Genomic DNA, 25,284 nt, shown 5'->3' with positions numbered 1-25,284 from the left:
AAAGGAGACGAACAGTGGCGTTCGCGAGCGGAGTGTTCCGCACCAAATCGGTCGAGCAATCGATCCGGGATACCGATGAGCCGGATTCCAAACTGCGCAAGGATCTGACCGCGCGGGATCTGACCATCTTCGGAGTCGCCGTGGTCATCGGGGCGGGCATCTTCACGCTCACCGCCCGGACCGCGGGCCAGGTGGCGGGGCCGTCGGTCTCGCTGGCCTTCGTGTTCGCGGCCATCGCGTGCGGGCTGACGGCGTTGTGCTACGCCGAATTCGCCTCGACCGTGCCGGTGGCGGGCAGCGCGTACACGTTCGCGTACGCCACTTTCGGCGAGGTCATCGCCTGGATCATCGGCTGGGATCTGATCCTGGAGTTCGCGCTGGCGGTGTCGGTGGTCGCCAAGGGGTGGTCGCAGTATCTCGGCGAGGTGCTGCACGGGGTGGTGAGCCCGGTCGCGCACGTCGGGTCCATCACCTTCGACTGGGGCGCGGTGGTGATCATCGCCGTGGTCGGCACACTGCTGGCGACCGGCACCAAGCTGTCCTCGCGGGTCTCGGCGGTGGCGGTGGCCATCAAGCTGGCGGTGATCGCGCTGGTGCTGGTGGTCGGCGCGACCTACTTCAAGGCCTCCAACCTGACCCCCTACATTCCCCCGGCCCAGCCCTCGGAGCAGGCGGGCGGCGTGCACCAGTCGCTGTTCTCCTTCCTGACCGGTTCCGGCGGAACCAGTTTCGGCTGGTACGGCCTGCTGGCCGCGGCCTCGCTGGTGTTCTTCGCGTTCGTCGGCTTCGACGTGGTGGCCACCACCGCCGAGGAGACCCGCAACCCGCAGCGCGACGTCCCGCGCGGCATCTTCGCCTCGCTGGCCATCGTGACCGTGCTCTACGTGGCGGTCTCGCTGATCCTCACCGGCATGGTCCCCTACACCGAGCTCGCGAGCGGGAACGCCACGCTGGCAACCGCTTTCGCCATCCACGGCGCGACCTGGGTGAAGAACATCATCTCCATCGGCGCGCTGGCGGGCCTGTCCACCGTCGTCATGGTCATGTTCCTGGGCCAGACCCGGGTCCTGTTCGCCATGGCCCGCGACGGCCTGCTGCCCCGCGGCCTGGCCCACACCGGCAAGCACGGCACCCCCGTCCGGTTGACCGTCCTGGTCGGCGTGGTCTGCGCTCTCCTGGCCGGTTTCGTCGACTTCGGCACCCTCGAGGAAATGGTCAATATCGGCACCCTGGTCGCGTTCGTCCTGGTCTCCCTGGGCGTCCCGATCCTGCGCCGCACCCGTCCCGACCTGACGCGTGGCTTCCGCGTCCCCCTGGTCCCGCTCATCCCCATCCTGGCCGCCCTGGCCTGCCTGTGGCTGATGCTCAACCTGTCCATCGAGACCTGGATCCGGTTCGTCATCTGGATGGCCCTGGGCATCGTCATCTACTTCGCCTACAGCCGTTCCCATTCCGTCCTCGGCCGGCGGAAAGCCCCCGCCGTGGAGGCCATCCCGGACCGAGAACCCGACCCGGTCCCCTAGATCTGCGTCCCTTCGCTGAAGAACCCGCTGTTCACGAGGACGAACTGCTCCTGTCCCAGGGGCAGGTCGTCCTCGTAGTGGATGGCCTCGACCGGGCAGACCGGTTCGCAGGCAGCACAATCCGTGCATTCGTCGGGATTGATATAGGCCATCCGGTCGCCCACCACGATGCAGTCGACCGGGCATTCCTCGATGCAGGCCTTGTCCAGAACGTCCACGCAGTCCGCGCCGATCACGAAAGTCATGGTGCTGATCCTGCGGCCGTTTCCCGTGGTCAGGTAGCGCCCGAATACCGATCACGTCATAAGCTGTCCTTATGATCCTGCCGCCCGGTACGCCCGACCTGGACGCGCTCGCGCTGCTGGTCTCGGTCGCTGAACTGGGCAGTCTCGGTGCGGCCGCGCGGCGGCACGGCATCAGCCAGCCCGCCGCCAGTATGCGGATCAGCGCGCTGGAGCGGCGACTCGGGTTGCGGCTGCTGGATCGCGGGCGCACGGGATCGGTGCTCACCGATGCCGGGCAAGTGGTGGTCGAGCTGGGCCGTCCGGTGCTCGAGGCGGCGGTGGCGCTGACGGACGGCATCGCCGCGCTGCATCGCGCCGAGCGGCCGGGCCTGCGCCTCATCGCCTCGACAACCATTGCCGACCATCGGATTCCGCACTGGCTGACCGCGCTGCGGAAAGTGCATCCGGAGGTGGCGGTGGTCCTGGACGTGGCCAACTCGCGGCAGGTGACCGCGGCGGTCGGCGATCGCGAGGCTGAACTCGGGTTCGTCGAAGGACCGCATCCGCCACCGGGATTGGGCAGCCGGGTGCTCGCCGCGGACGAGCTGGTGGTGGTCGTCGCGCCGAGCCACCGGTGGGCCGGGCGCCGCCGACCGCTGACCGCGCGCGAACTCGCCGACACCCCGCTGCTGTGGCGCGAACGCGGCTCCGGCACTCGCGACACGGTGTGGGAGACCCTCGAGATGCACGGCACCCCGGCTCCGCCCGCAGCCGAACTCGGTTCCGCCGCAGCGATTCTCGCCACCGCCCGCAGCGGTGCGGCCCCGGCGGTGGTCAGCCGGCTGATCGTGGCGCACGAACTGCGCGCGGGCACGCTGCGCGCCGTGCCCCTCGCCGAATCGACGCCATTGACGAGGAAGTTCCGAGCCATCTGGCATCGGCGCACGCCGCCCACCGGACCGGCCGCCGATCTGGTCGACCTGGCGGCCCGCATCGAAGCTGCTCGTACGCAACGGCATTGAACGCGCTGAGGCCCCGCCGCGGAATCACCTGTGGCGGGGCCTCGGTCGGGTCGGGCTACCTGGAGTCGGTGAGATCCGCGATCGCGGCGCTCGCGGCGTGGCTCTGGACCGAGGCGATGCCCTTCTTCGCCGCGTCCTTGCTCGCGTACGCCTGGCTCTGCGCGATAACCTCGCCGTTGCCGGCCTTGAGCCGCCACCGGAACTTGTCGGCCGCATCAGCGAACAGCTCGAACTTGCCTGACATGACTACCTCGTTCCACGCCTGGAAAGTGCATCGGACATGCATCAGGGTATGGGCAGGAATGCCGAACGCTCGGAATGGACATGCGGAGGGTTTGTCGTACACCGTCTAATGGGTCGGACGTGGGCTGATACGTTGACGGGGTGACCCGAATGCAGGATGCGACAGCGGTAGATCAGGCGGCCTCGGAGGACGAGGCCGGAACCAGGGCGTACTTCCTCGCGCTGGAGTCCCAGCGCGATGGTTTCGAGCGATACCGGGCCACCGCGTCCACGGTGAGCGTGTGGGCGGCAACCATGCAGCACGGCGCACCGCCCTCGGCCCTGCTGGCCCGCGCGGTGGAACGGTGCGCGCCCCGGGAGGGCACGCGGATCGCGCGGCTGACCATGGAGATCCTCGGCCCGATTCCGGTGGGAGAGATCGAGGTTCGCGCCTGGATCGAGCGGCCGGGCAAGCGGGTCGAGCTGGTCGCGGCCGAACTGGTCGCGCCGCAGCCCGACGGCAGCGCCCGCGTGGTGGCCAAGGCCGCGGCCTGGCGGATCGCCACCACCGACACCTCCCCGGTGGTGCACACCGCCGATGCCCCGCTGCCGCCCGTGCCGGAAGAGGGCAAGGTCAGCTGGGGCCTGCCCGCCGGCTGGGACGTCGGCTACGTGAAGTCGGTGGACCTGCGCGGCGTGGAGAGCGACGACATCACCCGGCGGGTGTGGGTCAAGCCCCGCGTCGCGGTGGTCGAGGGCGAGGAGATCTCACCCCTGGTGCGCGTGTTCTCGGTCGCGGACGTCGCCAATGGCGTTGGCGCGCGGCTGGATCCGTTGCAGTACACCTTCCTCAACACCGACCTGACCATCGACCTGTTCCGGCTGCCGGTCGGCGAATGGATCGGCCTGGCCGTGGAGACCTCGATCGGACCCGACGGGGTCGGCCTGTGCTCGACCGTGCTGCACGACCAGCAGGGCCCGATCGGGCGCTGCCTGCAGATCCTCGAGGTGCGCGCCCGGGCCTGACCACCCGGCGATAAGGAAACCTATATCGTCGACGGGATGGACCCGCTGCGTCAGCTGCGCTACTTCATCGCCGTCGCCGAGGAGTTGCACTTCGGCCGCGCGGCCGAGCGGCTGCGGATCGCTCAGCCCGCGCTGAGCCAGCGCATCCGCAAGCTGGAGAGCGAGCTCGGCGCGCGGCTGCTCGACCGCGACAGCCGCCGCGTGGAGCTCACCGAGGCCGGGCAGATCCTGCTGGTCGAGGCACGGGACCTGATCGCCCGATGGGAACGCGCGAAATCGCTGGTCGACAAGGCCCACCGCGGCGAGGTCGACGCGCTGCGGGTCGGCGTGCCGCCCGAACTGGCGGGCCGGGTGCTCGCCGCCATGCTGACCGCGTTCGAGAACCGCCAGGTGCGGGTGGACCTGCAGGAGCTGACCACCGCCGAACAGGTCCGCCTGCTGGGCGAGCGGGAACTGGACGCGGGCCTGCTGCAATGTCCGGCGGAGACGCCCGGCCTCGAATCCGGTCCGGCCGTGGAGACCCCGCTCGGCGTGGTGCTGCCCCGGGATTCCCCACTGGCCCAACGGACTTCACTCACCCTGGCCGACCTGAGCGGACACGGCCTGGTGATCTTCCCGCGCGCCGCCGCCCCCGGCCTCTACGACGCCACCCTGCGCACCTGCTGGGAACACGGCTTCCACCCCACCTCGGTGCAACACGCGGTCAATCCGGAGTTCGTGCTCGGCATGGTGCTGTCGGGCCGCGGCGTCGCCTTCGACACCGGCCGGGTGGCGCAGAAGGAGCCGCGGGTGGTGTGGCGGCCGCTGCCGGAGGGCACGCTGAGCTGGCGACTCGCTCTGACCTGGCCCGCCGCCGCCCCGCATCCGCTGGTGCGGGAATTCGCCGAGCTCATCGTGTCGGTGGTGCGGGGCGACGGCGTGGCGCCCCCGGCCCCGCTTCAGGACGCGCCGCAGCGCCGCCCGTGGGATGTGGTCGCGGGCAGGCAGTGATCGATGCGCTCGATGGCCGTCAGCGCGGCCGTCCCGATCGCCCGGTCCACCACGGGCTGCCGTCCCGCCAGATTGTGTGACACCGTGAAAACCGCTACGGCGTAACGGCTTCCATCCGGATACTCGACGACCCCGATCTCGTTGCGGATACCCGGCAGCGTCCCGGTCTTGGACCAGATGCCGGTCTCGGGCGGGAACGCCGACGGCAACCGGTGCCCGTACACCTGCTGCCGCATGAGATCTCGCACGAACCGGCACGCCTCGGGCGGGCCCGCCAGGTCGCGGCCGATGAGCGCCAGCATGCGCGTCATGTCCCGGGCGGTCCCGGCCGTGGTGCGCAGCGGATCCACCGCCCGGCTGCCGAACACCTCCTCGGGACTGGATTCGGGATAGCGCCGGGCGAATTCGAGCAGGTCACGCGCGCCGATGTCCTCGGCCATCAGGTACAGGATGTCGCGGATCGACCCCATCACCCGGGTGTCGGCGAGCCCGAGTTCGCGGACCAGGGAGCGGACGTTGTCGACCCCGACGCGGTCGAACAGCAGGTCCGCGGCGGTGTTGTCGGAGACCGTGAGCGCGAAGTAGGCGGCATCGCGCAGGCTGTACTCGACGTCGTCGTGGCAGCCCGCCGACCCCACCCCGCCCAGCCGGTCGGCGGCCGTGGCGCGCACCCGGTCGACGGGATCGAGCTGCCCGGCCGCGACCTGCCGCGCGAACTCCAGCACCAGCGGCACCTTCACGACCGAGGACAGCACCACCGGTTCGTCGGCGGCCCAGCCGAATTCGCCGTCGCAGTCGAGACAGCGGGCGTGCACGCGGCCTTCGACACCGGCCGTCCCGAAGATCGCTTCCACTCCCCCAGCATTCCCGGCGATCGGATCGGGCCGTCAATCGCCCGCGACTTCGCGATCCCGTGGGCCTTGCGCTGCGACGATAAGGAAACGCTTATCGGTTCTCGCCCGTGTTGGTCTTGGACACCGGGTGGTGATCCGTGTTGGGGTGGCTGTCATGGCAGCTTTCAGCAGGAGGGCAAGCACCGGTATCTGTGTCGCGGCCGTACTGGTGGCGGCGACCGCGTGCTCGGGATCCGATCCCACGTCCGGATTGTCCAAGACGGTCGATGCCTTCGCCGCCGCGCTGACCCGCGACGACGTCCCGGCCGCCGCGACCGCCACCAGCGATCCGGCCACCGCCTCGACCGCCCTGGGAACGCTGTACGACAACCTCGGCAAACAGGTGCGTTTCGAGGCGAGCAAGGTCGAGAAGACCGACGACGGCGGCACCTTCACCCTCTCCGCCACCTGGAAGCTGGGCAAGGACGGCACGAACGAGTGGACCTACACCACCGCGGGCCGCGCCGAACGCTCCGGCGGTGACTGGAAGATCCGCTGGGACCCGGCCACCATCGCGCCCGGCCTGAACATCGGCCCGCTGTCCTACGCCGTCGCCTACCCCGACCCGGCCAAGATCCTGGACAGCGCCGGCGGACCGCTGCTCACCCAGCAGGTGGTGACACTGGTGAACGTCGCGCCCGGCGCGGACCCCGCGGCCGTCGCGGCGGCGCTGCAACCCGTCGCGCCCGATGTCACGGCCGCGAGCCTGCAGGCGGATCTGGCCGCGGCGCAGGGGAAGCCGGTCACCGCGGTCACCCTCCGCGAATCCGATTACGCCACCGTCCAATCCGCGCTCACCACGCTGGCGAACGTGACGACCGCGCAGCAGACGCGACTATTGGCCGTCGACAAGGCGCTGGCCTCACCGACCTTCTCGGGTCTGTCGGATCTGTGGCAGCAGCGGGCCGACGCCGCCGCCGGATGGGCGGTCCGCGCCCAGGGCAGCGACGGCACACAGCGGGTCGGCGGCCCGGATCCCCAGCCGGTCACCGATATTCGCACCACCCTCGACGTCGGCCTGCAACGGGCCGCCGAGGCGGCGCTGGCCCCGATCACCACCCCGGCGGCCATCGTGGCGCTGCGGCCCTCCACCGGTGACGTGCTGGCCATGGCGCAGAACGCGCCCGCCGACGCGCAGGGCCCGATCGGGTTGACCGGGCTGTATCCGCCGGGCTCCACCTTCAAGACCGTCACCGTGTCGGCCGCGCTCCAGGCCGGTCAGGTCACCCCGGACATCACCGTCGCCTGCCCCGGCAAGGAGAACATCGAGGGCCGGGAGATCCCCAACGACAACAACTTCGACCTCGGCCAGGTGCCGCTGCACACCGCGTTCGCGCGGTCCTGCAACACCACCATGGGCCGGCTGGCCGTGCAGCTGCCGCCGGATGGGCTGACCAATGCCGCCGCCCAGCTCGGACTCGGCATCGACTACGTGACACCGGGATTGACCACCGTTACCGGCAAGGTGCCCACCGCCGACACGCCCGCCCTGCGGGTGGAGGAGGGCATCGGGCAGGGCAAGGTGACCGCGTCACCGTTCGGCATGGCACTGCTGGCCGCGTCCCTCGCCCAGGGGTCGGTCAAGCCGCCGACGATCGTGCAGGGGCAGCCCGGCAAGCCCGACCGGCAGCCGCCGGCCCTGCCGCCCGGCATCGCCGATCAGGTGAAATCCATGATGCGCGAGACCATCACCGGCGGCACCGCCACCGCCCTGCGCGACATCCCCGGCCTGCTCGGCAAGACCGGCACCGCCGAATACATCGACGACAAGCACGCGCACGGCTGGTTCGTCGGCATCGACGGCGATCTGGCCTTCGCCGTCTTCATCAGCGACGCCGGCAGTTCCGACCCGGCCGTGCAGGCCGCGGGCCGCATGCTGCGTGCCCCGCGCTGACCAGCAGCAACACCCCACACCGCTCGAAACCGATGGAAAGGCTTGTTTTGCCGACCCTGAAATACCGCGCCCTGGCATCACTACTCGTGCTCACGCCGCTGTTCGCGGCGTGCGGCACCGACTCGAAAGGCGAGGCCACCCAGGACGAACCGGCCACCACGGCCGCGCCGAGCCCTGCCGCCCTGCGGACCCTCGAAGAGCAGCACGGCGCGCGGGCAGGCGTCTTCGTGATCGACACCGGCACCGGCAAGACCGTCGGCTACCGGCAGGACGAACGCTTCACCTTCAACTCCACGTTCAAGGGCCTGGCCTGCGGCGCGCTCCTGAAGATGCATCCCCTCGACAGCGGATTCTTCGACCAGGTCATCCATTTCGCCGCGGACAAGGTGGTGACGGGTTCACCGGTCACCAGCACCCGGGTGGACACGGGTATGTCGGTGAGCGAACTCTGTGACGCCGCCATCACCCGCAGCGACAACACCGCGGGCAATCAGCTGCTCGAATTGCTCGGCGGCCCACAGGGATTGACCCAGTTCCTGCGGTTGCTCGGCGACGGCAAGACACGCAGCGACCGCTGGGAACCCGACCTCAACACCGATATCCCGGGCGACGAGCGCGACACCACGACCCCGGCCGCCCTGGCCGGCGACTATCGAAAGCTGGTCGTCGGCAATACCCTCGCCGAGCCGGAACGCAAGCAGCTGACCGCGTGGCTGCTCGCCAACACCACCGGCGACGCCCGCATCCGCGCCGGACTGCCCGCGGACTGGAAGACCGGCGACAAGACCGGGTCCGGCGACTACGGCACCGCCAACGACGCCGCCGTCACCTGGCCCGCCGACGGGTCCGCGCCGCTGGTGATCGTGGTGCTCACCGCCAAACCGGACAAGGACGCGGCCTACGACAATCCGCTGGTGGCCGCGCTCACCAAGGAGGCCGTGCGCGCCGTGCGCTGAAATGACCTGTCACGCAGTCATTTCGGTCCGCCCATCGCCTCGGTGACGTCGATCTCGCCCGCCATCACGCCCAGCAGGATGCGCCGGAAGCTCGGGCATTCGGCGTGACTCGGGGCCGGACAGGCGGCGGCATGCCGGAGGCCGTCCCGCACCGCGGTCATTTGCGTGATGGTGCGGTCCAATTCGTCGGCCTTGCCGGTGAGCAGGGCCCGATCCACCCGGAGTTCGCCCTGCGGGCCGAAGACCAGCACGATGTCGTCGAGGGAGAATCCGGCGGTGCGGCCCAGCGAGATGAGGGCCAGCTGTTCGAGCACCGAACTGTCGAACTGGCGGCGCAGGCCGCGCCGGCCGGTGGACGCGATCAGGCCGCGTTCCTCGTAGTAGCGCAGGGTCGAGGCGGGGACGCCGGTGCGGCGCACCACCTCGGCGATATCCAGGCTGGTCATCGGGGTTACCTCGAACTTGACCTCAAGTCGGCTTGAATTGAGACAGTGTAGTTCTCCGTCCGTTCCCCGATGAAGGACAGCGATCATGACGACACCGCTCGACAAGGATCAATCCGACCGCTGGGCCACCTCCGGCACTGCCTGGGTCGACTTCCAGGACCTGATCGGCCGGGTGCTGCGGCCGCTCGAGGACCTGCTGGTCGAGACCGCCCGCATCGACGGCGCCCGGCGGGTGCTGGATGTCGGCTGCGGCACCGGCGGCACCACCCTGGCCGTGGCCCGCGCGACGGGCGCGCGCTGCACGGGCGTCGACATCGCCGAGCCGATGCTCGAGGCGGCCCGCGCCAATGCCGAACTGGCGGGCCTCCCGGTGGATTTCGTGTGCGCCGACGCCCAGACCCACACCTTCGACCCCGCGGTCTACGACCTCGTCATGTCCCGCTTCGGGGTGATGTTCTTCGCCGACCCGGTGGCCGCGTTCGCCAATCTGCGCCACGCCACCCGGTCCGGCGGACGGCTGGCCTGTGTCGTGTGGCGAGCCGCCGCCGACAACCCGTTCTTCACCACCGCGGAAGACGCGGCCGCCCCGCTGCTCCCCGATCTCGGGCCCCGAATCCCGGACGCCCCAGGGCAATTCGGGTTCGCCGACCGCGACCGGGTGGCCGGGATCCTGGCCGACGCCGGCTGGACCGATATCGACATCACTCCAGTCGACGCCGACTGTGCGCTGCCCGAATCCGAGCTCACCGGCTACGTCTCCCGATTGGGACCGGTCGGCTTGGCGCTGCTCGAGGCCGACGAGGCGACCCGCGCGAAGGTCGTCGAGGTCGTCCGCGCCGCCTTCGAACCCTTCGTCCACGACGGCGCGGCCCACTTCACCGCCGCCTGCTGGCTGCTGCGCGCCACCGCCCCGGAGCACGGCTGACATGCGCATCCTCGATCTCTCGGTGCCGATCCGATCCGGAATGCCCGTCTACCCGGGCGATCCCGAGGTGAGTGTGCGGCCCGCGCTGACCGTGGCCGCCGACGGCGTCAATGTGCTGCACCTGGACATGGGTTCGCAGACGGGCACGCACGTGGACGCGCCCCGGCACATCGACGACGCCCTGCCCGCCCTCGACGAGCTGCCGCTGGAGCGGTTCACCGGACCGGCCGTGGTGGTGGACGCGCGGGCCGCGGGCGCGGGCGGGTCGATCGGGCGCGAGTACTTCGAGGGGCGGGTGGCGGCCGGCGTGATCGTGCTGGTGGCGACCGGCTGGTCGGAGCACTGGGGCACGCACGAGTACCTGAACCATCCGCATCTGACGGTGGCGGCCGCCGAGTATCTGGTCGCGGCCGGGGTGCGGACGGTCGGCGTCGACGCGCTCAGCGTGGACCCGACCCCGGCCGAGGAGATTCCGGTGCATCGGATCCTGTGCGGGGCGCACGCGGTGATCGCGGAGAATCTGACCTGCCTGGCGGCGGTGCTGGCGGCACAGGAGGCCGGTCAGCGGGTGGAAGTGTCGTTGTTCCCCTTGCGACTGCCCGGGGCGGACGGGGCTCCGGTGCGGGCGGTGGCGCGCGTCGGAATGTGAGAGAAACGTCAGTGTGTCGCATTTTGCGGCGCAGGTCACGCGATCTTCGTAGACTGCTCAGGACCATCTGGGGAGTCGGGGCCCCGACCACGCTCGATCCGAAGGATTTTCGCACGTGAACCGTTACGCCGTAACCACTTTGCTAGCCGTTGCGGCACTGCTGCCCGCCGCGCCCGCCGCCATGGCGGAGATCGCCCTCATCGACACCACGACGACGACTCCGTCGACCACGTCGCCGACCACGACGACGCCGGGCACCACCACTCCGGACACCACGCCGGGCTGCACCGTCACCGCGGGCCCCGCGACGGCCACGACCACCACCCCCTGCCCCACCAGCAAGGACCCCGCGCCGAAGAGCCCGATCGAGGCCTTGGTGACCGGATCCTCCGGCTTCAAGCTGGGCGGGGCGGTCGGCTCGTCGAACACCAACTCCGCCGAACCGGGCACCTGCACCGTCATGGGCACCGCCTCGGCGCTGTCCGGCCTCGCCGCCCTCGGCTGCGGCCCCAACGGTCCGGGCACCATCGGCTGATTCTCAGCCACCCGTCGAGCATGGTCGAAGGGGCATCAGCGCACTGCTGATGCCCCTTCTGCCGTGTCTTCGACGCCGTAGGTCAGCCGCGGTCGGCGTTGCCCGCCTTCCACTGCTCCCACGGGATGTTCCAGTCGCCCAGCCCGTCAACACCGGACAGGGTGCCGCCGACGGTGTTCCTCACGATCGTGATGTCACCGCGTTTGACGTTGTCGTAGACCCATTTGGCGTCGGCCGGGCTGAGGTTGAGGCAGCCGTGGCTGGTGTTCGAATAGCCCTGCGCACCCACCGACCACGGGGCCGAGTGGAAGAAGATGCCCGAGTACGAGATCCGGGTCGCCCAGTCCACAGGCGTCTTGTAGCCGTTGGGCGAGTTCACCGCGACGCCGTAGGTGGAGGAGTCCATGATGATGCGGTCGAACTTGTCGCCCACGATGTAGACGCCGTTGTCGGTGGGGGTGGAGTCCTTGCCCATGGAGGTGGGCATGGTCTTGATCACCTGGCCGTTGCGTTCCACGGTGACGATCTTGGTGTTGTCGTCCGAGGTGAAGACGGTGGCGTCGCCGATGGTGAAGCTGGAGTGGATGTCGCTGTCACCGACCAGGCCGCCGCCCAGATCGTGGCCGTAGGCGTTGACCGCGATGTCGACCTTGGTGCCCGGGGTCCAGAAGTTCTGCGGCCGCCAGCGCACCTCGCGATTGTTGACCCAGTAGAACGCGCCCTCGACCGCCGGGGTCGTGGTGATCTTGATCGCGTTCTGGGCGGCCTTGCGGTCCGGAATGTTCTCGTCGAACTGCACCGCCACCGGCTGACCGATGCCGACCACGTCGTTCTCGGCGGGCAGCAGATACGGGTGGGTGCGGTTGTTCGGGGAGATCGTGGTGAAACTCATCACCGAGGTGGTCGCCCCGCCCAGGCCGATGGCCTCGACCGCCAGCTTGTAGGTGCGCCCGAATCCCAGCTGCTCGGCCAACTTCCACGAGCGGCCGTCGGCGGCGAGTTCACCCGGCACCGGCTTGCCGTCCGGATTGCTCAGCACGACAGCGGTGAACTTGCCGTCCTCCACCTTCAGGTTCAGCTCGCCGGGCGCCACGCCCTTGTCGCCGTCCTTCACCGGGGAGATCAGCTTCGGCTTCATCAGTTCGCTGATCGGGTTGGAATCGATTGCCACCGAGGACTTCTGGCCGCCGGCGCCGGAGGAACACCCGACCAGAGCCAACGCCACCACGGACAGCAGAACCCCGGCCCCCAACAGCTTCCCGGTCCGCCGTCCGCCTCGCCACTCACCCATCGCAACCCCACTTCACGTCTCGGCGCGCGGCCGGCCACCCTCCAAAGGCTTCCTCCACAACATCCGAGATCGCGCCCGTCGTGTTAACAACCCTCAACAACTCGAAAAACCACCAGCTCAGAGGGGCGATTTCACTTTCCGCAACCATCCCTGTTAATGTTCTATCCGCACCGCAGAGAGCCCGGAGCGCAAGACCGAGGCCCCCGGCGGAGTAACACGCGCCATTAGCTCAATTGGCAGAGCAGCTGACTCTTAATCAGCGGGTTCGGGGTTCGAGTCCCTGATGGCGCACCATACGAAGCCCCTGACCAGGCAATCCGGTCAGGGGCTTCGTTCGTTTTCGGCTACTTCCCGTGCTCGGCAACGGCTTTGACGATGTCCTCCGGGGTGGGGAAACCCTGGCGGGTCTTGGTGGCCACGGTCTGGCCGTCCACCGTGACGCGGTACACACCACCCGAGCCCGGGACCAGTTCCGGTGCGATACCGAGCTCGGTGTCGAGGGCGTCGGCGGCGGCGCGGGCGCGCTTCAGGTAGCCGCAGGGCTTGCAGTAGGTGATGACGACGGCGGGCATGGTCGGGCTCCTCACGGTGCGGGTGTCGGATCGGGTTGGGGTTCAGTCGTTCTCGTCGCCGGGGAGGGTCCAGGCGCGGGTGGTCGCGCCCAGCCGGGTCCAGGTGTTGATGATCGCGATGTGCCAGACCAGTTCGGCGAGTTCCGATTCGGAGAATCGGGCCGCGGCCTCCTGCCAGACGGCGTCGCCGACCTCGCTGTCGGCGATTCGGGTCATGGCCTCGGCGAGGTCGAAGGCGGCGCGCTCGCGCGGGGTGAAGAAGGGGGCCTCGCGCCACACCGCGACCAGATTCACCCGGCGCGCGGTGTCCCCGGCGGCCACCGCGTCGCGGGAGTGCATGTCGACGCAGTAGACGCAGCCGTTGATCTGGGCGACGCGCAGCTTCACCAGTTCGCGCAGCGGCTTCTCCAGCGACGACCGTTGCGCGGCACGCTCGAGGCCGTTCATGGCCTTGGCGATCTCGGGGGTCAGGTCGTCGATGGCGAGGCGGGTGGTCGGCTGGACGTATGCGCTGGTTTTCGTTGTCATGCTTCCACGGTAGGCCGATAATGGTCCAATGTTAGGAGCCAATCCGACGGCAAATTCCTGGTCCAATTCTGGTCTGGATCTGCATCTGCTCGTCGAGCCGGGGTCGGGGCGGCGGGTCGGCGTGGAGCAGGCATTGCGCGAGGCGATCCGGGACGGCCGTCTCGCCGCCGGGGAGCGCCTGCCGCCGAGCCGAACCCTGGCCGTCGAACTCGGGCTCTCGCGCGGGACGGTCAGCGCGGCGTACGACCAGCTGATCGCGGAGGGGCTGTTGATCGCGCGGCAAGGCTCGGGCACGCGCGTCGCCGAGGCTGTCGCCACCCCGGGCCCGGTCACTCCGCCCATCGTCGGCAGCCCGAAACCCGCTGCGCCACGCCATAATCTGCGCGCGGGCAGTCCCGACATCAGCCGCTTTCCCACCACCGCCTGGCTGGGCGCGGCCCGCAAGGCCCTCGGCGCGGCACCGGCGGACGCGTTCGGATACGGCGATCCGTGCGGGCGGATCGAACTGCGATCCGCGCTGGCCGACTATCTGGGCCGCACCCGCGGCGTGCGGGCCACACCGGACCGGATCATCGTCACCACCGGCGTCCAGCAGGCGTTGGCGCTGATCGGCACGGTGCTGACCGCATCCGGCACCACCGCCATCGCCATGGAGGACCCCTACATTCCGTCGTTCCGCGACACGATGCGAGCCGCCGGGCCCGTCGTGCGGCCGCTGCCGGTCGACGGCGACGGCGCGCGTGTGAACCTGCTCGGCACGGGCGAATTCGACGGCGTCACAGCCGCGGTCGTCACGCCGAGTCACCAGTTCCCGATCGGTTCGACGCTGAGCCCGGCGCGACGGCACTACCTCGCCGACTGGGCTCGGGCCGGACGGCTGGTCATCGAGGACGACTATGACGGCGAATTCCGCTACGACCGGCAACCGGTCGGCGCGATCCAGGGCATCGCGCCGGACCACGTGGTCTACCTCGGCACGGCGTCCAAGACGCTCGGCCCGGGACTGCGCCTGGCCTGGATGGTGCTCCCGCCGCACCTGGTCGGCCCGGTCGCCGAGGCCAAGCGCCTGGCCGACCACCACTCCGAGACGCTCGGGCAGCTGACGCTGGCCGAGCTGATCACCTCACACGCCTACGACCGGCACATCCGCGCCTCGCGGCTGCGCTATCGCCGCCGCCGCGATCTGCTCGCCGATCGTCTGAAACCCCGGGCGGGCCGACCGCTGACGGGTTTCGCCCTGTCCGGGATCGCCGCGGGACTGCACGCGCTGATCCGGCTCGAGCCCGCCGGCCTGACCGAGGCCGAGGTCCTGTCCCGCGCACGCGAGTACGGCCTGGCGCTCGAGGGACTGTCCGGAATGTGGCTCTCCCACGAGGCGCGGCCCGATCGGCCGCAGGGCCTCGTCGTGGGATTCGCGGCGCCGTCCGAGAGCGCCTACCCGGCCGCGCTCGACGCCCTGGTGCGCGCGCTGTCGTGGACTTCGAACCCGCGATGACCGCGGGGCCGTATGGCCTCACGACGCCGGTTCGGGAGCACGACTCCGGTTCAGGCGACGTCCCGGTCACGGCGGGCCAGGGTGTCGGCGGCATGCCGCGCGATGCTGGCGGCCTGGCGGGCCTGGGCTTCAGGGTGCGCGGTGTGCTGGTTCAGCGCCACGCGGATCCGTTCGAAGGATGCGGCGGCGCTGTCGACCGCGTGGCGTAGGGCGGCGAGTTGGGCGATCAGGTCCACCACCTCGTGGGTGGTGAGGGTCAGCGTCGGGTGTTCCTCGCCGGTCAGGATGGCCTCCGCCGCGGATTCCGCCCAGCGCGAGTGCAGTACGTCGAGGATGTCGGACACTCGGATCGCCTCCCACAGTCACGGCCTCAGATGACGCTTTGCCCACGATACGTACGAGTAACCCCCTACCGCGGTGGTATCGAGAGCAACAGACGTGCACACTACCGGTGACCGGCAGTCCAAACGCTGCCCGACCGGGCCTTCGCAACATAAAGGAGCTGACGGGTGTTCAGCCGTATTGCCATTGTGAACCGCGGTGAAGCCGCGGTACGCCTCATTCACGCTGTGCGGGATCTGGCGGCCGAGACCGGCCTGCAGATCCAGACGATCGCGCTGCACACCGATGTGGATCGCAACGCGACCTTCGTCCGTGAGGCCGATATCGCCTACGACCTCGGGCCCGCCGCGGCGCGCCCGTACCTGGATCTGAAGGCGCTCGAGCAGGCGCTCAAGGCGACCAACGCCGATTCGGCGTGGGTCGGTTGGGGTTTCGTGGCCGAGGATCCGGCCTTCGCCGAGCTGTGCGAGCAGATCGGGGTGACCTTCATCGGTCCCAGCCCCGACGCCATGCGCAAGCTCGGTGACAAGATCGGCGCGAAGCTGATCGCCGAGGAGGTCGGCGTGCCCGTCGCGCCGTGGAGCCGCGGCGGCGTCGAGACCGTCGAGGCCGCGCTGGCCGCGGCCGAGGACATCGGCTATCCGCTGATGTTGAAGGCCACCGCCGGCGGTGGTGGTCGCGGTATCCGCATGATCACCACCCCCGACGAGCTGGTCGACGCCTACGAGCGGACCCGGCAGGAGGCCGCGCGCGCCTTCGGCAGCGGCGTGGTGTTCCTGGAGCGTCTGGTCACCGGCGCCCGCCACGTCGAGGTGCAGGTGATCGCCGACGGTCAGGGCACCGCGTGGGCGCTGGGCGTGCGCGACTGCTCGGTGCAGCGGCGCAACCAGAAGGTCATCGAGGAGTCGGCCTCGCCGGTGCTGCGTCCCGAGCAGGCCGCCGAGCTGAAGGCCTCGGCCGAGCGGCTGGCGATCGCGGTGGGTTACCGCGGCGCGGCGACGGTCGAGTTCCTGTACCACCCGGGCGACGAACTGTTCGCGTTCCTCGAGGTCAATACCCGTCTGCAGGTCGAGCACCCGATCACCGAGTACACCACCGGATTCGACCTGGTGCGCGCGCAGCTGCACGTGGCCTCCGGCGGCAAGCTCGAGGGTCAGCCGCCCGCCGAGCGCGGCCACGCCATCGAGGCCCGGCTCAATGCCGAGGACCCCGACCGCGACTTCGCGCCCGCCCCGGGCCGGATCGCCCGCCTGGATCTGCCCGCCGGACCCGGCATTCGCGTGGATACCGGTGTCAGCGAGGGCGATACGATCCCCGCCGACTTCGACTCCATGATCGCCAAGATCATCGCCTACGGCCGCGACCGCGACGAGGCGCTGGGCCGCCTGCGCCGCGCCATGTCGCAGACCCGCGTGGTCATCGAGGGCGGTTCCACCAACAAGAGTTTCGTGCTCGACCTGCTCGAGCAGCCCGAGGTGATCGACGGCAGCGCCGACACCGGCTGGATCGACCGCGTCCGCGCGCAGGGCCGCCTGGTCTCGCACCGGCACTCGGCGATCGCGGTGGCCGTGGCCGCCATCGACGCCTACGAGGAGGAAGAGCGGGCCGAGCGGGAGCGCCTGCTGTCCACCGCGGCCGGTGGCCGGCCGCAGGTGCAGCACGAGAGCGGCCGCCCGCACGACCTGAAGCTGCGCGGCGCCGCCTACCGGGTGCGGGTCGCGCGGATCGGCGCGCACCGCTTCCGGATCGGGATCGAAGCCGGCGGCGATATGCGTTCGGCCGATGTGGATCTGGAGCGTTTCGACCGGCACACCGGCCAGATCGTGGTGAACGGCAGCCGTTTCCGGGTCGTCACCGGCACCCACGGACCAGTCACCCTGGTCGACATCGAGGGCGTGACGCACCGGATCAGCCGCGACGAGGGCGGCGTGGTCCGCTCCCCCGCCCCCGCGCTGGTGGTCGCCACCCCGCTGGCCGTCGGCGACGAGGTCGAGGCGGGCGCGCCCGTGCTGGTGCTGGAGTCCATGAAGATGGAAACCGTGCTGCGCGCGCCGTTCCGGGCCCGGCTCAAGGAGAGCGCGGTCGCGGTCGGCTCCCAGGTGGAGACCGGCGCCCCGCTGCTGCGGCTGGAGCCGATCGCCGATGACGCCGAGACCGAGAACGCCGCTCCGGCCGCCACGGTCGAGCTGGATCTGCCGGGCGCGCCCGCGCCGGTCCTGCCGCACGAGGGCCTGGCCCGCAGCCTGCAGGATCTGCGCAGCCTGCTGCTCGGCTTCGACGTGGACCCGCACGACGAGCAGCGGGTGCTCGACGACTACCTGGCCGTGCGCCGGGCGGCCGTCGCCGACCTCCGCCGTCCGCTGGCCGAGGAAGTCGAGCTGGTGCAGGTCTTCGCGGATCTGGCCGAGCTGAGCCACAACCGGTCCTGGGAGGACAACGGCTCGCAGGGCCACGTGCACAGCGCCCGCGAGTTCTTCCACACCTATATGCAGAGCCTCGATGTGGAGCGGGCCGGGCTGCCCGAGTCGTATCGGGCCGATCTGAGCGCGGCGTTCGCGCACTACGGTGTCGCCGAGCTGGATCGCTCGTCCGACCTGGAGGCGGCGGTCTTCCGCATCTTCCTGGCCCAGCAGCGGCCGGCCGGAACGGTCACCGTCATCACCGCGCTGCTGCGCGAGTGGCTGAGCGAGCCGGTGCCGGACCGCGCGCTGCGCGAGCCCGCCGGTCTGGCGCTGGAACGGCTGGTGACCGCGACGCAGTTCCGCTTCCCGGGTCTGGCCGACCTCGCGCGTGGTGTGGCGTACGCCTGGTACGCCCACCCGCTGCTGCGCCGCAACCGCGCCCGGGTGTACACCACCGTGCGCAAGCACCTGAGTTTCCTGGACGCCCAGCCGGATACGGCCGAGCGCACCGACCGCATCGCGGACATGGTGCGGGCGACCGAGCCGCTGGTGCGCCTGCTGGGTCAGCGTCTGGTCCGCGGCAGCACCGACAACACCGCCATGCTGGAGGTGCTGACGCGGCGCTACTACGGCAACAAGGACCTCACCGATGTGCGGACCGAGGAGTCGAACGGGCAGCGTTTCGTCATCGCCGAGCGCCGGGGCGTGAACCTGGTGTCGGCGGCGGTGAGCTTCGACGCGCTCGCCACCGTGCTGCGCGGGCTGGCCGAGGTGGCGCGTGATTCCTCGTCCGTCGAGGCCGACATCTACCTCAGCTGGGAGAAGCAGCCGGAGGACTTCGAGGCGATGGCGGTGGCGCTGCAGGAAGCGCTTGCCGGACAGCCGCTTCCGAGTCAGGTGCACCGGATCACCTGCACGGTGGCGGGCAGCGGCGGCGCGGTCATGCACCACCACTTCACCTTCCGGCCCGCGACCACGGGGATGTCGGAGGAGCGGCTGATCCGCGGTCTGCACCCGTACATCGCCCAGCGCATGCAGATGCGCCGGCTGCGCAAGTTCGACCTCACCCGCCTGCCGTCCTCGGACGACGAAGAGGTGTACCTGTTCCGCGCGGTGGCCAAGGAGAATCCGGCCGACGACCGTCTCATCGCGTTCGCGCAGGTGCGCGACCTGGCCGCGCTGCGCGAGCACGACGGCCGCCTGCTGGTGCTGCCGACCGCGGAGAGCACCATCGCCACCTGCCTCGACTCCATCCGCCGCGCCCAGGCGCAGCGGCCGTCGAACAAGCGGTTCAACACCAACCGGATCGTCATGTACATCTGGCCGGTGGTCGATGTGACCCGCAGCGAGCTGGAGACGGTGATCGCCGGGCACGTGCTGCCGATGACGGCGGGCGCGGGCCTCGAGGAGATCCTGCTCATCGCCCGGCAGCGTGATCCGCAGACCGGTCAGCTGGAGAAGATCGCGGTGCGCGTCTCCTTCGACGCGACCGGCGGTGTCCAGGTGAGTGTCGGTGAGCGCACCGACGACGCGGTCGAGCCGCTCGACGAGTACCGGCAGAAGGTGCTGCGCGCGGGTAGCCGCAACACCGTCTACCCGTACGAATTGACCGGCCTGCTGGGCGATTTCAGTGAGTACGACCTGGACGCCTCGAACACCCTGGTGCCGGTGGACCGGCCCAAGGGCCGCAACAGCGCGGCGCTGGTGGCCGGTGTGGTCACCACCCCGACCCCGCAGCATCCGGCCGGTGTCATGCGTGTCGCCCTGCTGGGCGATCCGACGAAGTCGCTGGGCGCGTTGTCGGAGCCGGAGTGCCGCCGGGTGATCGCGGCCATCGATCTGGCCGAGTCGCTGCGGGTGCCGCTGGAGTGGTACGCGCTGTCCTCGGGCGCCCGCATCTCGATGAAGTCGGGCACCGAGAACATGGACTGGGTGGCGGCCGCGCTCAAGCGGATCGTCGAGTTCACCCAGGCCGGCGGCGAGATCAATATCGTGGTCAACGGCATCAATGTCGGTGCGCAGCCGTACTGGAACGCCGAGGCGACCATGCTCATGCACACCAAGGGCATCCTGGTGATGACGCCGGAGTCGGCGATGGTGCTGACCGGCAAGCAGGCGCTGGACTTCTCCGGCGCGGTCTCGGCCGAGGACAACTTCGGCATCGGCGGCTACGACCGCGTGATGGGCCCCAACGGCCAGGCCCAGTACTGGGCGCCGAATCTGCTTGCCGCGCGGGACATCCTGATGGCGCACTACGACTTCTCGTACGTGGTGCCCGGCGAGGACGGCCCGCGGCGCGGCAAGACCGCCGACCCGGTCGACCGCGATGTCTCCGACTTCCCGCACCTGCTGGAGGGCAGCGATTTCGCGACCGTCGGGGAGATCTTCTCCGCCGCCGCGAATCCGGATCGCAAGAAGCCGTTCGACATTCGCACCGTGATGCGGGCGCTGGCCGACCAGGACCACGAGGTGCTGGAGCGGTGGGCGGGCATGGCCGACGCCGAGACCTCGGTCGTCTTCGACGCGCGTCTGGGCGGAATCCCGGTGTGCCTGTTGGGTATCGAGTCCAAGAGCGTGGGGCGGCGCGGCTTCCCCGCGACCGACGGACCCGACACCTACACGGCGGGAACGCTTTTCCCGCAGTCATCGAAGAAGGCGGCGCGGGCGATCAACGCGGCCAGCGGCAACCGTCCGCTGGTGGTGCTGGCCAACCTGTCCGGCTTCGACGGTTCGCCGGAGTCGATGCGCAAGGTGCAGCTGGAGTACGGCGCCGAGATCGGCCGTGCCATCGTCAATTTCGACGGCCCGATCGTGTTCTGCGTGATCTCCCGCTACCACGGTGGCGCCTTCGTGGTGTTCTCGAAGACCCTGAACCCGAGCATGACCGTGCTGGCGCTGGAGGGCTCGTTCGCCTCCGTGCTGGGCGGCGCCCCCGCCGCGGCGGTCGTGTTCTCGGGCGAGGTCAGCGCGCGCACCGAGGCCGACCCGCGGGTGCGCGACTTCGAGCTGCGCGCGGCGAACGCCTCCGGCACCGACCGCGCCACCCTGACCGCGGAGCGCGACGAACTGCGCTTCTCGGTGCGGGCGGAGAAGCTGGGTGAGGTGGCCGCGGAGTTCGACCGCGTGCACAACATCCAGCGCGCCGTCGAGGTGGGTTCGGTGGACGCCATCATCAGCACCGTCGAGATGCGCCCGCGCATCATCGCCGCCATCGAGGCCGGGCTCGCCCGCCGCTGATCGACAGCACACGAAACGCCCCGGCAGTCCGACTGCCGGGGCGTTCTCGTTCGGTGGGGAAGCTCAGAAACCGCGCAGGCGGTCCGGGGTGATGCGGACCGGGACGGAGTAGTCGGCGAAGAACTCTTCGCGGGTCATGCCGATCTCGACCAGGCCCTTGGCGTACTTCTCGACGTAGGCGTCGAGTTCGGCGGGGGTCGGCTCGGTGGTGTCGACGCGGGCGGGGCCGTTGAAGACCACGACCTGGCCGCCGCTGGCGGTGCTGTTGAGGTTCAGCGACACCCGCGGGTCGGCGGCGATATTGCGGAGCTTGGGCGTGCCGGGCTGGGTGAAGATCAGGAACTCACCGTTGGCCCACTGGAACCAGACCGGGTTGGGTTGCGGCGTACCGCTGGGGCTCACGGTGGTCAGCCAGACAATGCCATCCTCCGCCAGACGTTTGGTGACCAGGGCACCGAATTCGGTGTCGGTGTCGATGAGCGGCGAGGAAGCGGACATGCGGTCTCCTTGCGAGGTGTGGGTCGGTTCGATCCATGACGGTCAACGCCCCACTGTCCGTGCGCATTCCGCGTTTCAGACGATCTTTTCGGGCCACAGTCCGGTGCCGTCGCTGAGCAGTATGGCCTCGGCCACCGCCTCGTCGATGACCTGCCGGGTCTGCTGGTCGGTGGTGATGCGGGCGAACTCGGCCACCGAGACGCCATGGCCGGTGTCGGTGATGGCGCCCTCGCGGTCGAATTCGGCGGCGAACCGTTCGGGGCCGAGCGCGGTGCGTGCCCGGGCGGTGATGCGGTCGACGTCCATGCGTTCGCCGCTGGCCAGGGGCGCGCCGGTGGAGGCCCGCGCCTTGGTCGCCGCGCCGAGCAGGCGGGCGGCCCGCTCGTAGTCCTCGATCATCGCCGCGGCCCCGGCCAGCCCCTCGACGGCCAGCGCGACGGCGCGGATGTCACCGGCGACGGAGGCGGCCGACAGGCTCTCGGTGTGCAGGGTGCGGGCGGCGTCGGCGTCGCCGCGCAGTTCGGCGATGAAGCCGAGTTCGGCCAGCACCAGCGCGACCCCGTTGTGCGCCTCGATGGCGGCGAGCCAGCCCAGCCACCGGTTGAGGTGCTTCTCGGCGTCCTCCAACCGGCCCTGCCGCCGCGCGCTCAGGCCCAGCCCGATCTCGGCGAACCCCTCCCCCAGCCGGTTGGCGTGGCTCACCGCGAGCCGCATGGCCCGGTGATGGAGCTCGTCGGCGGTCCGGAATTCGCCGCGCAGCAAGGCGATTCGGCCGAGCAGCGCGAGTTTGTGGGAGGTCTCGGTCCAGAGCCCGAGTTCCTCCACGATCTGCAGTCCCTCGTAGTGCAGGTCGTTGGCCTCGTCGTAGCGGCCCTCGAATTCGGCGAGCACCGCCAGCGCCTCGATGGCCTTGAGCCGGCCCCAGCGGTCGCCGACCTCGTCGAAGATGGCCGCGCTCAGCTGAGCGTGGTCGCGGACGGTGGCGAGGTCGCTGCGGGCGGTGTTCTGGGCGGCGCGCAGGCTCAGCGAGGCCGCGATGCCCCAGTTGTCGTCGAGAGTCCGGAAGGCGGCCAGGGCCCGGCCGACGCGGTCCTGACTCTCGGGCAGCGCGCCCGAATACCACTGGGCGTAGCCGAGAAACCATTCGCTGCGCGCGAGCGCCCGCAGTTCGGTGTCGGTCTCGTCGCCGTCGAGGGCGGGCGAGGGGCTGACCAGCTGGCCGGCCTCCCCGATGAGCAGGGCCATGCCCGCCCGCCAGCGCAGGATGGTCGCGCGTTCGACCGGCCGGAGCTGCCCGGCCATGGCGCTGACCGCGGACAGGTAGCGGTGCGCCTCGATGAGCCGTCCGCGCAGGAAGCCGAACCAGATCAGCGAGTTGACCAGTCGCATGGCGAGGCGGGCGTTGCGGCACACGATGGCGAAGTCGGCGGCCTTGCGGATGTTGGGCGATTCCACGTCGAGCTGTTCGAGCCAGCGGCGCTGGTCGGGCCCGTGCAGTTCGGCGCTGGCGTGCTCGCCGCGGTCGGCGTAGTGCATGGCGTGCCGCAGCCGCAGTTCCAGCAGGGTGCCGGTGGCCTCGAGGTATTCGACGCAGTAGGCCGCGATCGATTCCAGCAGCCGGTAGCGCGGGCCGTGCCGCGATTCCTGCATGACCACCAGGGACTGGTCGACCAGCCGGGTGAGCACGGCGAGGATCTCACCGTCCTCGCCCGGATCGCGGATGAGGGCGCGGGTGGCCGTCAGCGAGCAGTCCTCGGCGTGAACGGCCAGCCAGCACAGCACATTCCGTTCGACGCGCGAGAGCGGCGCCCAGCTCCAGTCGATGGCGGCGCGCAGCGTGCGGTGCCGGTCCGGGGAGTCGCGGAAGCCGCCTTCGAGCACCTGGAAGCGGCGGTCGAGCTGGACGAGCAGTTCGTGCACCCCGAGTACACGTACCTTGGTCGCGGCGAGTTCGATGGCGAGCGGGATGCCGTCGAGGCGACGGCAGATGGCGATGATGTCGTGAATATTGGATGCGTCGACCCGCAGGCCGGGCGCCCGCGCGGCGAAGAGCTGGACCGCGCTGGCGGTGGCGAGCGATTCGGGTCCGGTGGTGTCGGCGGGCGGCAGGTCCAGGGGTTCGACGGCGGTGATCCGCTCCCCGCGGACGGCCAGGGGTGCGCGGCTGGTCGCCAGGATCCGGCAGTTCGCCGATTCGGCGAGGATCGCTTCCACCAGGTGGGCCGCCGCGTCGACGACGTGCTCGCAGTTGTCGAGCACCAGCAGGGCGCGGCGCGCCCGCAGGAACGCCACCACCCGGTCCACCGAGTTGAGGCCCGGCGACAGGGACTTGCCGCCGGACCCGGGTGGCGCGTTGACGTCTATGGTCAGCACCGAGAGCACCGCGTCCGCCAGCACTTCCGGCCCGTGTGAGCGGTCCAGGGCGTCGAATTCGACCAGCCAGATGCCGTCCACGAAGCTGTCGATCAGGCTGTGCGCGACCGCCAGGGCGAGCCGGGACTTCCCGACGCCGCCGGGTCCCACCAGGGTGACGAGCCGATCCGAGGCGGTGTCGGCCCGCACCTCGTGCACGGCCGCGTCCCGACCGATCAGCGCGTTGGGCGGGGAGGGCAGGTTGTGCCCGAAGGTGCGGCCCGCCACCAGGACCGGTTCGGGTTGCAGGTCGGCGCGCTGTTCGAGGATGGCGCGGTGCAGGTCGACGAGTTCGCGGCTGGGGTCGGCGCCGCGGGTCTCGGCGAGCAGGGCGCGCAGTTCGTTGAAGCTGTCGAGGGCGTCGGCGGCGCGGCCGGAGCGGTAGAGCGCGCGCATCTGGATGGACCGCAGGCGTTCCCGCAGCGGGTGTTCGCGGACCAGTTCGTTGATCTCGGCGATGAGCGTGCGGTGTTCGCCGAGTTCGAGGCGGGCTTCGACGAGTTCGCTGCGCGCGGCGATGCGGGTCTCGTTCAGCGAGGCGGAGCTCTCCTCGCCGAAGGGCAGGTCGATGAAGTCGGCGAAGGCGGGTCCGCGCCACAGCGCGAGGGCCTCGCGCAGCAGGTCGGCCCGCGCCCGCAGGTCGGTCGAATGCTGGGCGCGCGCAACGAGGTCCAGGAATCGGGTGGAGTCCAGCCGGTGCGGTTCGACCCGGAACAGGTAGCCGGCGGGGGTGGTGACGATGTGTTCTCGGCCGCCCGGCTCGGCCTGTTCGAGGGCCCGGCGGAGCTGAGAAACCTTGGTGTGCAACGATCGGGTCGGATTGGTGGGCGGGGATTCGGGCCACAGATCCTCGATCAGCCGGTCGGTGGAGACCGGGACCCCCACATGGGCGATGAGATCGGCGAGCAGCGCCCGCACCAGCGACTCCGGTATCGACACCGGGTCGCCCAGATCCGTAGCGACCTCCAACGACCCCAATACCGCGAACTGCACGATCCGATCCTATCTAATTCACTTTTCAATCATGTGATCGGAAACCCTCACGGCCCCTGCGGAAGTGGGCCCGAAGCGAACCCGAAGGACCTTCCGACAGAATGGTCCCGAACGATCGACCAAGGCCACGACGACGAGGGAAGGGATCGCCGCCAGGGCCCCGATTGTTCATGTCGCGCGTGTCACGATCGGCGTTAATGCGCGCCGGT

General features: G+C 70.2%; 20 protein-coding genes, 1 tRNA gene and 1 pseudogene. 12 read left to right on the top strand and 10 right to left on the bottom strand.

All coding sequences use genetic code 11. From position 1 onward, the window contains the following. Positions 1-14 precede the first annotated feature (14 nt). Positions 15-1,523 (top strand): amino acid permease, encoded by a 1,509-nt coding sequence (locus ACQPYY_RS07445; protein ID WP_379100944.1) that lies wholly within the window; start codon positions 15-17, stop codon positions 1,521-1,523. 11 nt (positions 1,524-1,534) lie between these two features. Here ACQPYY_RS07445 and ACQPYY_RS07440 read toward each other — a convergent pair. Further along, positions 1,535-1,768: pseudogene (locus ACQPYY_RS07440) on the bottom strand (indolepyruvate ferredoxin oxidoreductase subunit alpha); the annotation flags it as partial. 71 nt (positions 1,769-1,839) lie between these two features. Here ACQPYY_RS07440 and ACQPYY_RS07435 point away from each other — a divergent pair. Further along, positions 1,840-2,769, top strand: coding sequence for a LysR family transcriptional regulator (locus ACQPYY_RS07435; RefSeq protein WP_433593203.1), 930 nt, complete (start codon positions 1,840-1,842; stop codon positions 2,767-2,769). Positions 2,770-2,824: 55 nt separating this feature from the next. On the opposite strand, the gene ACQPYY_RS07430 is transcribed toward ACQPYY_RS07435, so the two are convergent. Next, positions 2,825-3,013, bottom strand: a complete 189-nt coding sequence (locus ACQPYY_RS07430; protein WP_433593202.1) for a YegP family protein — start codon at positions 3,011-3,013, stop codon at positions 2,825-2,827. Between the two features lie 149 nt (positions 3,014-3,162). Here ACQPYY_RS07430 and ACQPYY_RS07425 point away from each other — a divergent pair, with 149 nt between their 5' ends. Together ACQPYY_RS07425 and ACQPYY_RS07420 are read left to right on the top strand one after the other, a co-directional pair. Continuing rightward, positions 3,163-4,017, top strand: coding sequence for a thioesterase family protein (locus ACQPYY_RS07425; protein WP_433593201.1), 855 nt, complete (start codon positions 3,163-3,165; stop codon positions 4,015-4,017). A 36-nt stretch (positions 4,018-4,053) separates the two neighbouring features. Continuing rightward, positions 4,054-5,007, top strand: coding sequence for a LysR substrate-binding domain-containing protein (locus ACQPYY_RS07420; RefSeq protein WP_433593200.1), 954 nt, complete (start codon positions 4,054-4,056; stop codon positions 5,005-5,007). On the opposite strand, the gene ACQPYY_RS07415 is transcribed toward ACQPYY_RS07420, so the two are convergent. After that, positions 4,956-5,861 (bottom strand): serine hydrolase, encoded by a 906-nt coding sequence (locus ACQPYY_RS07415; RefSeq protein WP_433593199.1) that lies wholly within the window; start codon positions 5,859-5,861, stop codon positions 4,956-4,958. The two genes, ACQPYY_RS07420 and ACQPYY_RS07415, sit on opposite strands and share 52 nt — an antisense overlap. A 154-nt stretch (positions 5,862-6,015) precedes the next feature. Here ACQPYY_RS07415 and ACQPYY_RS07410 point away from each other — a divergent pair, with 154 nt between their 5' ends. Both ACQPYY_RS07410 and bla read left to right on the top strand, forming a co-directional pair. Continuing rightward, positions 6,016-7,794, top strand: a complete 1,779-nt coding sequence (locus ACQPYY_RS07410) for a penicillin-binding transpeptidase domain-containing protein (protein ID WP_433593198.1) — start codon at positions 6,016-6,018, stop codon at positions 7,792-7,794. 47 nt (positions 7,795-7,841) lie between these two features. After that, positions 7,842-8,750 carry a class A beta-lactamase gene (gene bla, locus ACQPYY_RS07405; RefSeq protein WP_433593197.1) on the top strand — a complete coding sequence of 303 codons (909 nt, stop codon included), beginning with the start codon at positions 7,842-7,844 and terminating at the stop codon, positions 8,748-8,750. A 17-nt stretch (positions 8,751-8,767) separates the two neighbouring features. On the opposite strand, the gene ACQPYY_RS07400 is transcribed toward bla, so the two are convergent. Next, complete coding sequence (locus ACQPYY_RS07400; protein ID WP_433593196.1) at positions 8,768-9,196, bottom strand: helix-turn-helix domain-containing protein; 429 nt, start codon at positions 9,194-9,196, stop codon at positions 8,768-8,770. 85 nt (positions 9,197-9,281) lie between these two features. On the opposite strand from ACQPYY_RS07400, the gene ACQPYY_RS07395 reads away from it, so the two are divergent. The 3 genes from ACQPYY_RS07395 (at position 9,282) to ACQPYY_RS07385 (ending at position 11,305) form a co-directional block, all read left to right on the top strand. After that, a complete protein-coding gene (locus ACQPYY_RS07395; protein WP_433593195.1) occupies positions 9,282-10,121 on the top strand; it encodes a class I SAM-dependent methyltransferase in 840 nt (279 codons plus the stop codon). 1 nt (position 10,122) lies between these two features. Beyond that, the gene (locus ACQPYY_RS07390) at positions 10,123-10,770 is read left to right on the top strand and encodes a cyclase family protein (RefSeq protein ID WP_433593194.1); all 648 of its coding nucleotides are present in this window, start codon (positions 10,123-10,125) and stop codon (positions 10,768-10,770) included. Between the two features lie 115 nt (positions 10,771-10,885). Next, positions 10,886-11,305 (top strand): hypothetical protein, encoded by a 420-nt coding sequence (locus ACQPYY_RS07385; RefSeq protein ID WP_379100914.1) that lies wholly within the window; start codon positions 10,886-10,888, stop codon positions 11,303-11,305. A gap of 82 nt (positions 11,306-11,387) precedes the next feature. On the opposite strand, the gene ACQPYY_RS07380 is transcribed toward ACQPYY_RS07385, so the two are convergent. After that, entirely contained in the window at positions 11,388-12,596 is a 1,209-nt protein-coding gene (locus tag ACQPYY_RS07380; protein WP_433593193.1) for a L,D-transpeptidase, read from the bottom strand. Positions 12,597-12,814: 218 nt separating this feature from the next. Here ACQPYY_RS07380 and ACQPYY_RS07375 point away from each other — a divergent pair. Then, positions 12,815-12,890: transfer RNA gene (locus tag ACQPYY_RS07375), tRNA-Lys, on the top strand. A gap of 50 nt (positions 12,891-12,940) precedes the next feature. Here the strand turns inward: ACQPYY_RS07375 and ACQPYY_RS07370 are convergent. Further along, the gene (locus ACQPYY_RS07370; protein ID WP_357284367.1) at positions 12,941-13,168 is read right to left on the bottom strand and encodes a SelT/SelW/SelH family protein; all 228 of its coding nucleotides are present in this window, start codon (positions 13,166-13,168) and stop codon (positions 12,941-12,943) included. A gap of 42 nt (positions 13,169-13,210) precedes the next feature. Beyond that, a complete protein-coding gene (locus ACQPYY_RS07365; RefSeq protein WP_379100905.1) occupies positions 13,211-13,696 on the bottom strand; it encodes a carboxymuconolactone decarboxylase family protein in 486 nt (161 codons plus the stop codon). A gap of 28 nt (positions 13,697-13,724) precedes the next feature. On the opposite strand from ACQPYY_RS07365, the gene ACQPYY_RS07360 reads away from it, so the two are divergent. Continuing rightward, on the top strand, positions 13,725-15,191 hold the full coding sequence (locus ACQPYY_RS07360; RefSeq protein WP_433593192.1) for a PLP-dependent aminotransferase family protein: 1,467 nt from the start codon (positions 13,725-13,727) through the stop codon (positions 15,189-15,191). A 50-nt stretch (positions 15,192-15,241) separates the two neighbouring features. Here the strand turns inward: ACQPYY_RS07360 and ACQPYY_RS07355 are convergent, their stop codons facing one another. Further along, a complete protein-coding gene (locus ACQPYY_RS07355) occupies positions 15,242-15,535 on the bottom strand; it encodes a hypothetical protein (RefSeq protein WP_379100899.1) in 294 nt (97 codons plus the stop codon). A 165-nt stretch (positions 15,536-15,700) separates the two neighbouring features. On the opposite strand from ACQPYY_RS07355, the gene ACQPYY_RS07350 reads away from it, so the two are divergent. Further along, positions 15,701-21,172: a carboxyl transferase domain-containing protein gene (locus tag ACQPYY_RS07350; RefSeq protein WP_433593191.1), complete on the top strand. Its 5,472-nt coding sequence runs from the start codon at positions 15,701-15,703 to the stop codon at positions 21,170-21,172. A 63-nt stretch (positions 21,173-21,235) separates the two neighbouring features. On the opposite strand, the gene ACQPYY_RS07345 is transcribed toward ACQPYY_RS07350, so the two are convergent. Both ACQPYY_RS07345 and ACQPYY_RS07340 read right to left on the bottom strand, forming a co-directional pair. Continuing rightward, positions 21,236-21,670 (bottom strand): TIGR03667 family PPOX class F420-dependent oxidoreductase, encoded by a 435-nt coding sequence (locus ACQPYY_RS07345; protein ID WP_357284353.1) that lies wholly within the window; start codon positions 21,668-21,670, stop codon positions 21,236-21,238. A 75-nt stretch (positions 21,671-21,745) separates the two neighbouring features. After that, on the bottom strand, positions 21,746-25,075 hold the full coding sequence (locus tag ACQPYY_RS07340) for a BTAD domain-containing putative transcriptional regulator (protein WP_433593190.1): 3,330 nt from the start codon (positions 25,073-25,075) through the stop codon (positions 21,746-21,748). Positions 25,076-25,284: the final 209 nt, after the last annotated feature.

Origin of the sequence: Nocardia sp. CA-145437 (assembly GCF_050956485.1) — a bacterium.
Lineage (GTDB): Bacteria > Actinomycetota > Actinomycetes > Mycobacteriales > Mycobacteriaceae > Nocardia.
This window is presented reverse-complemented; position numbering and strand designations above follow the sequence as displayed.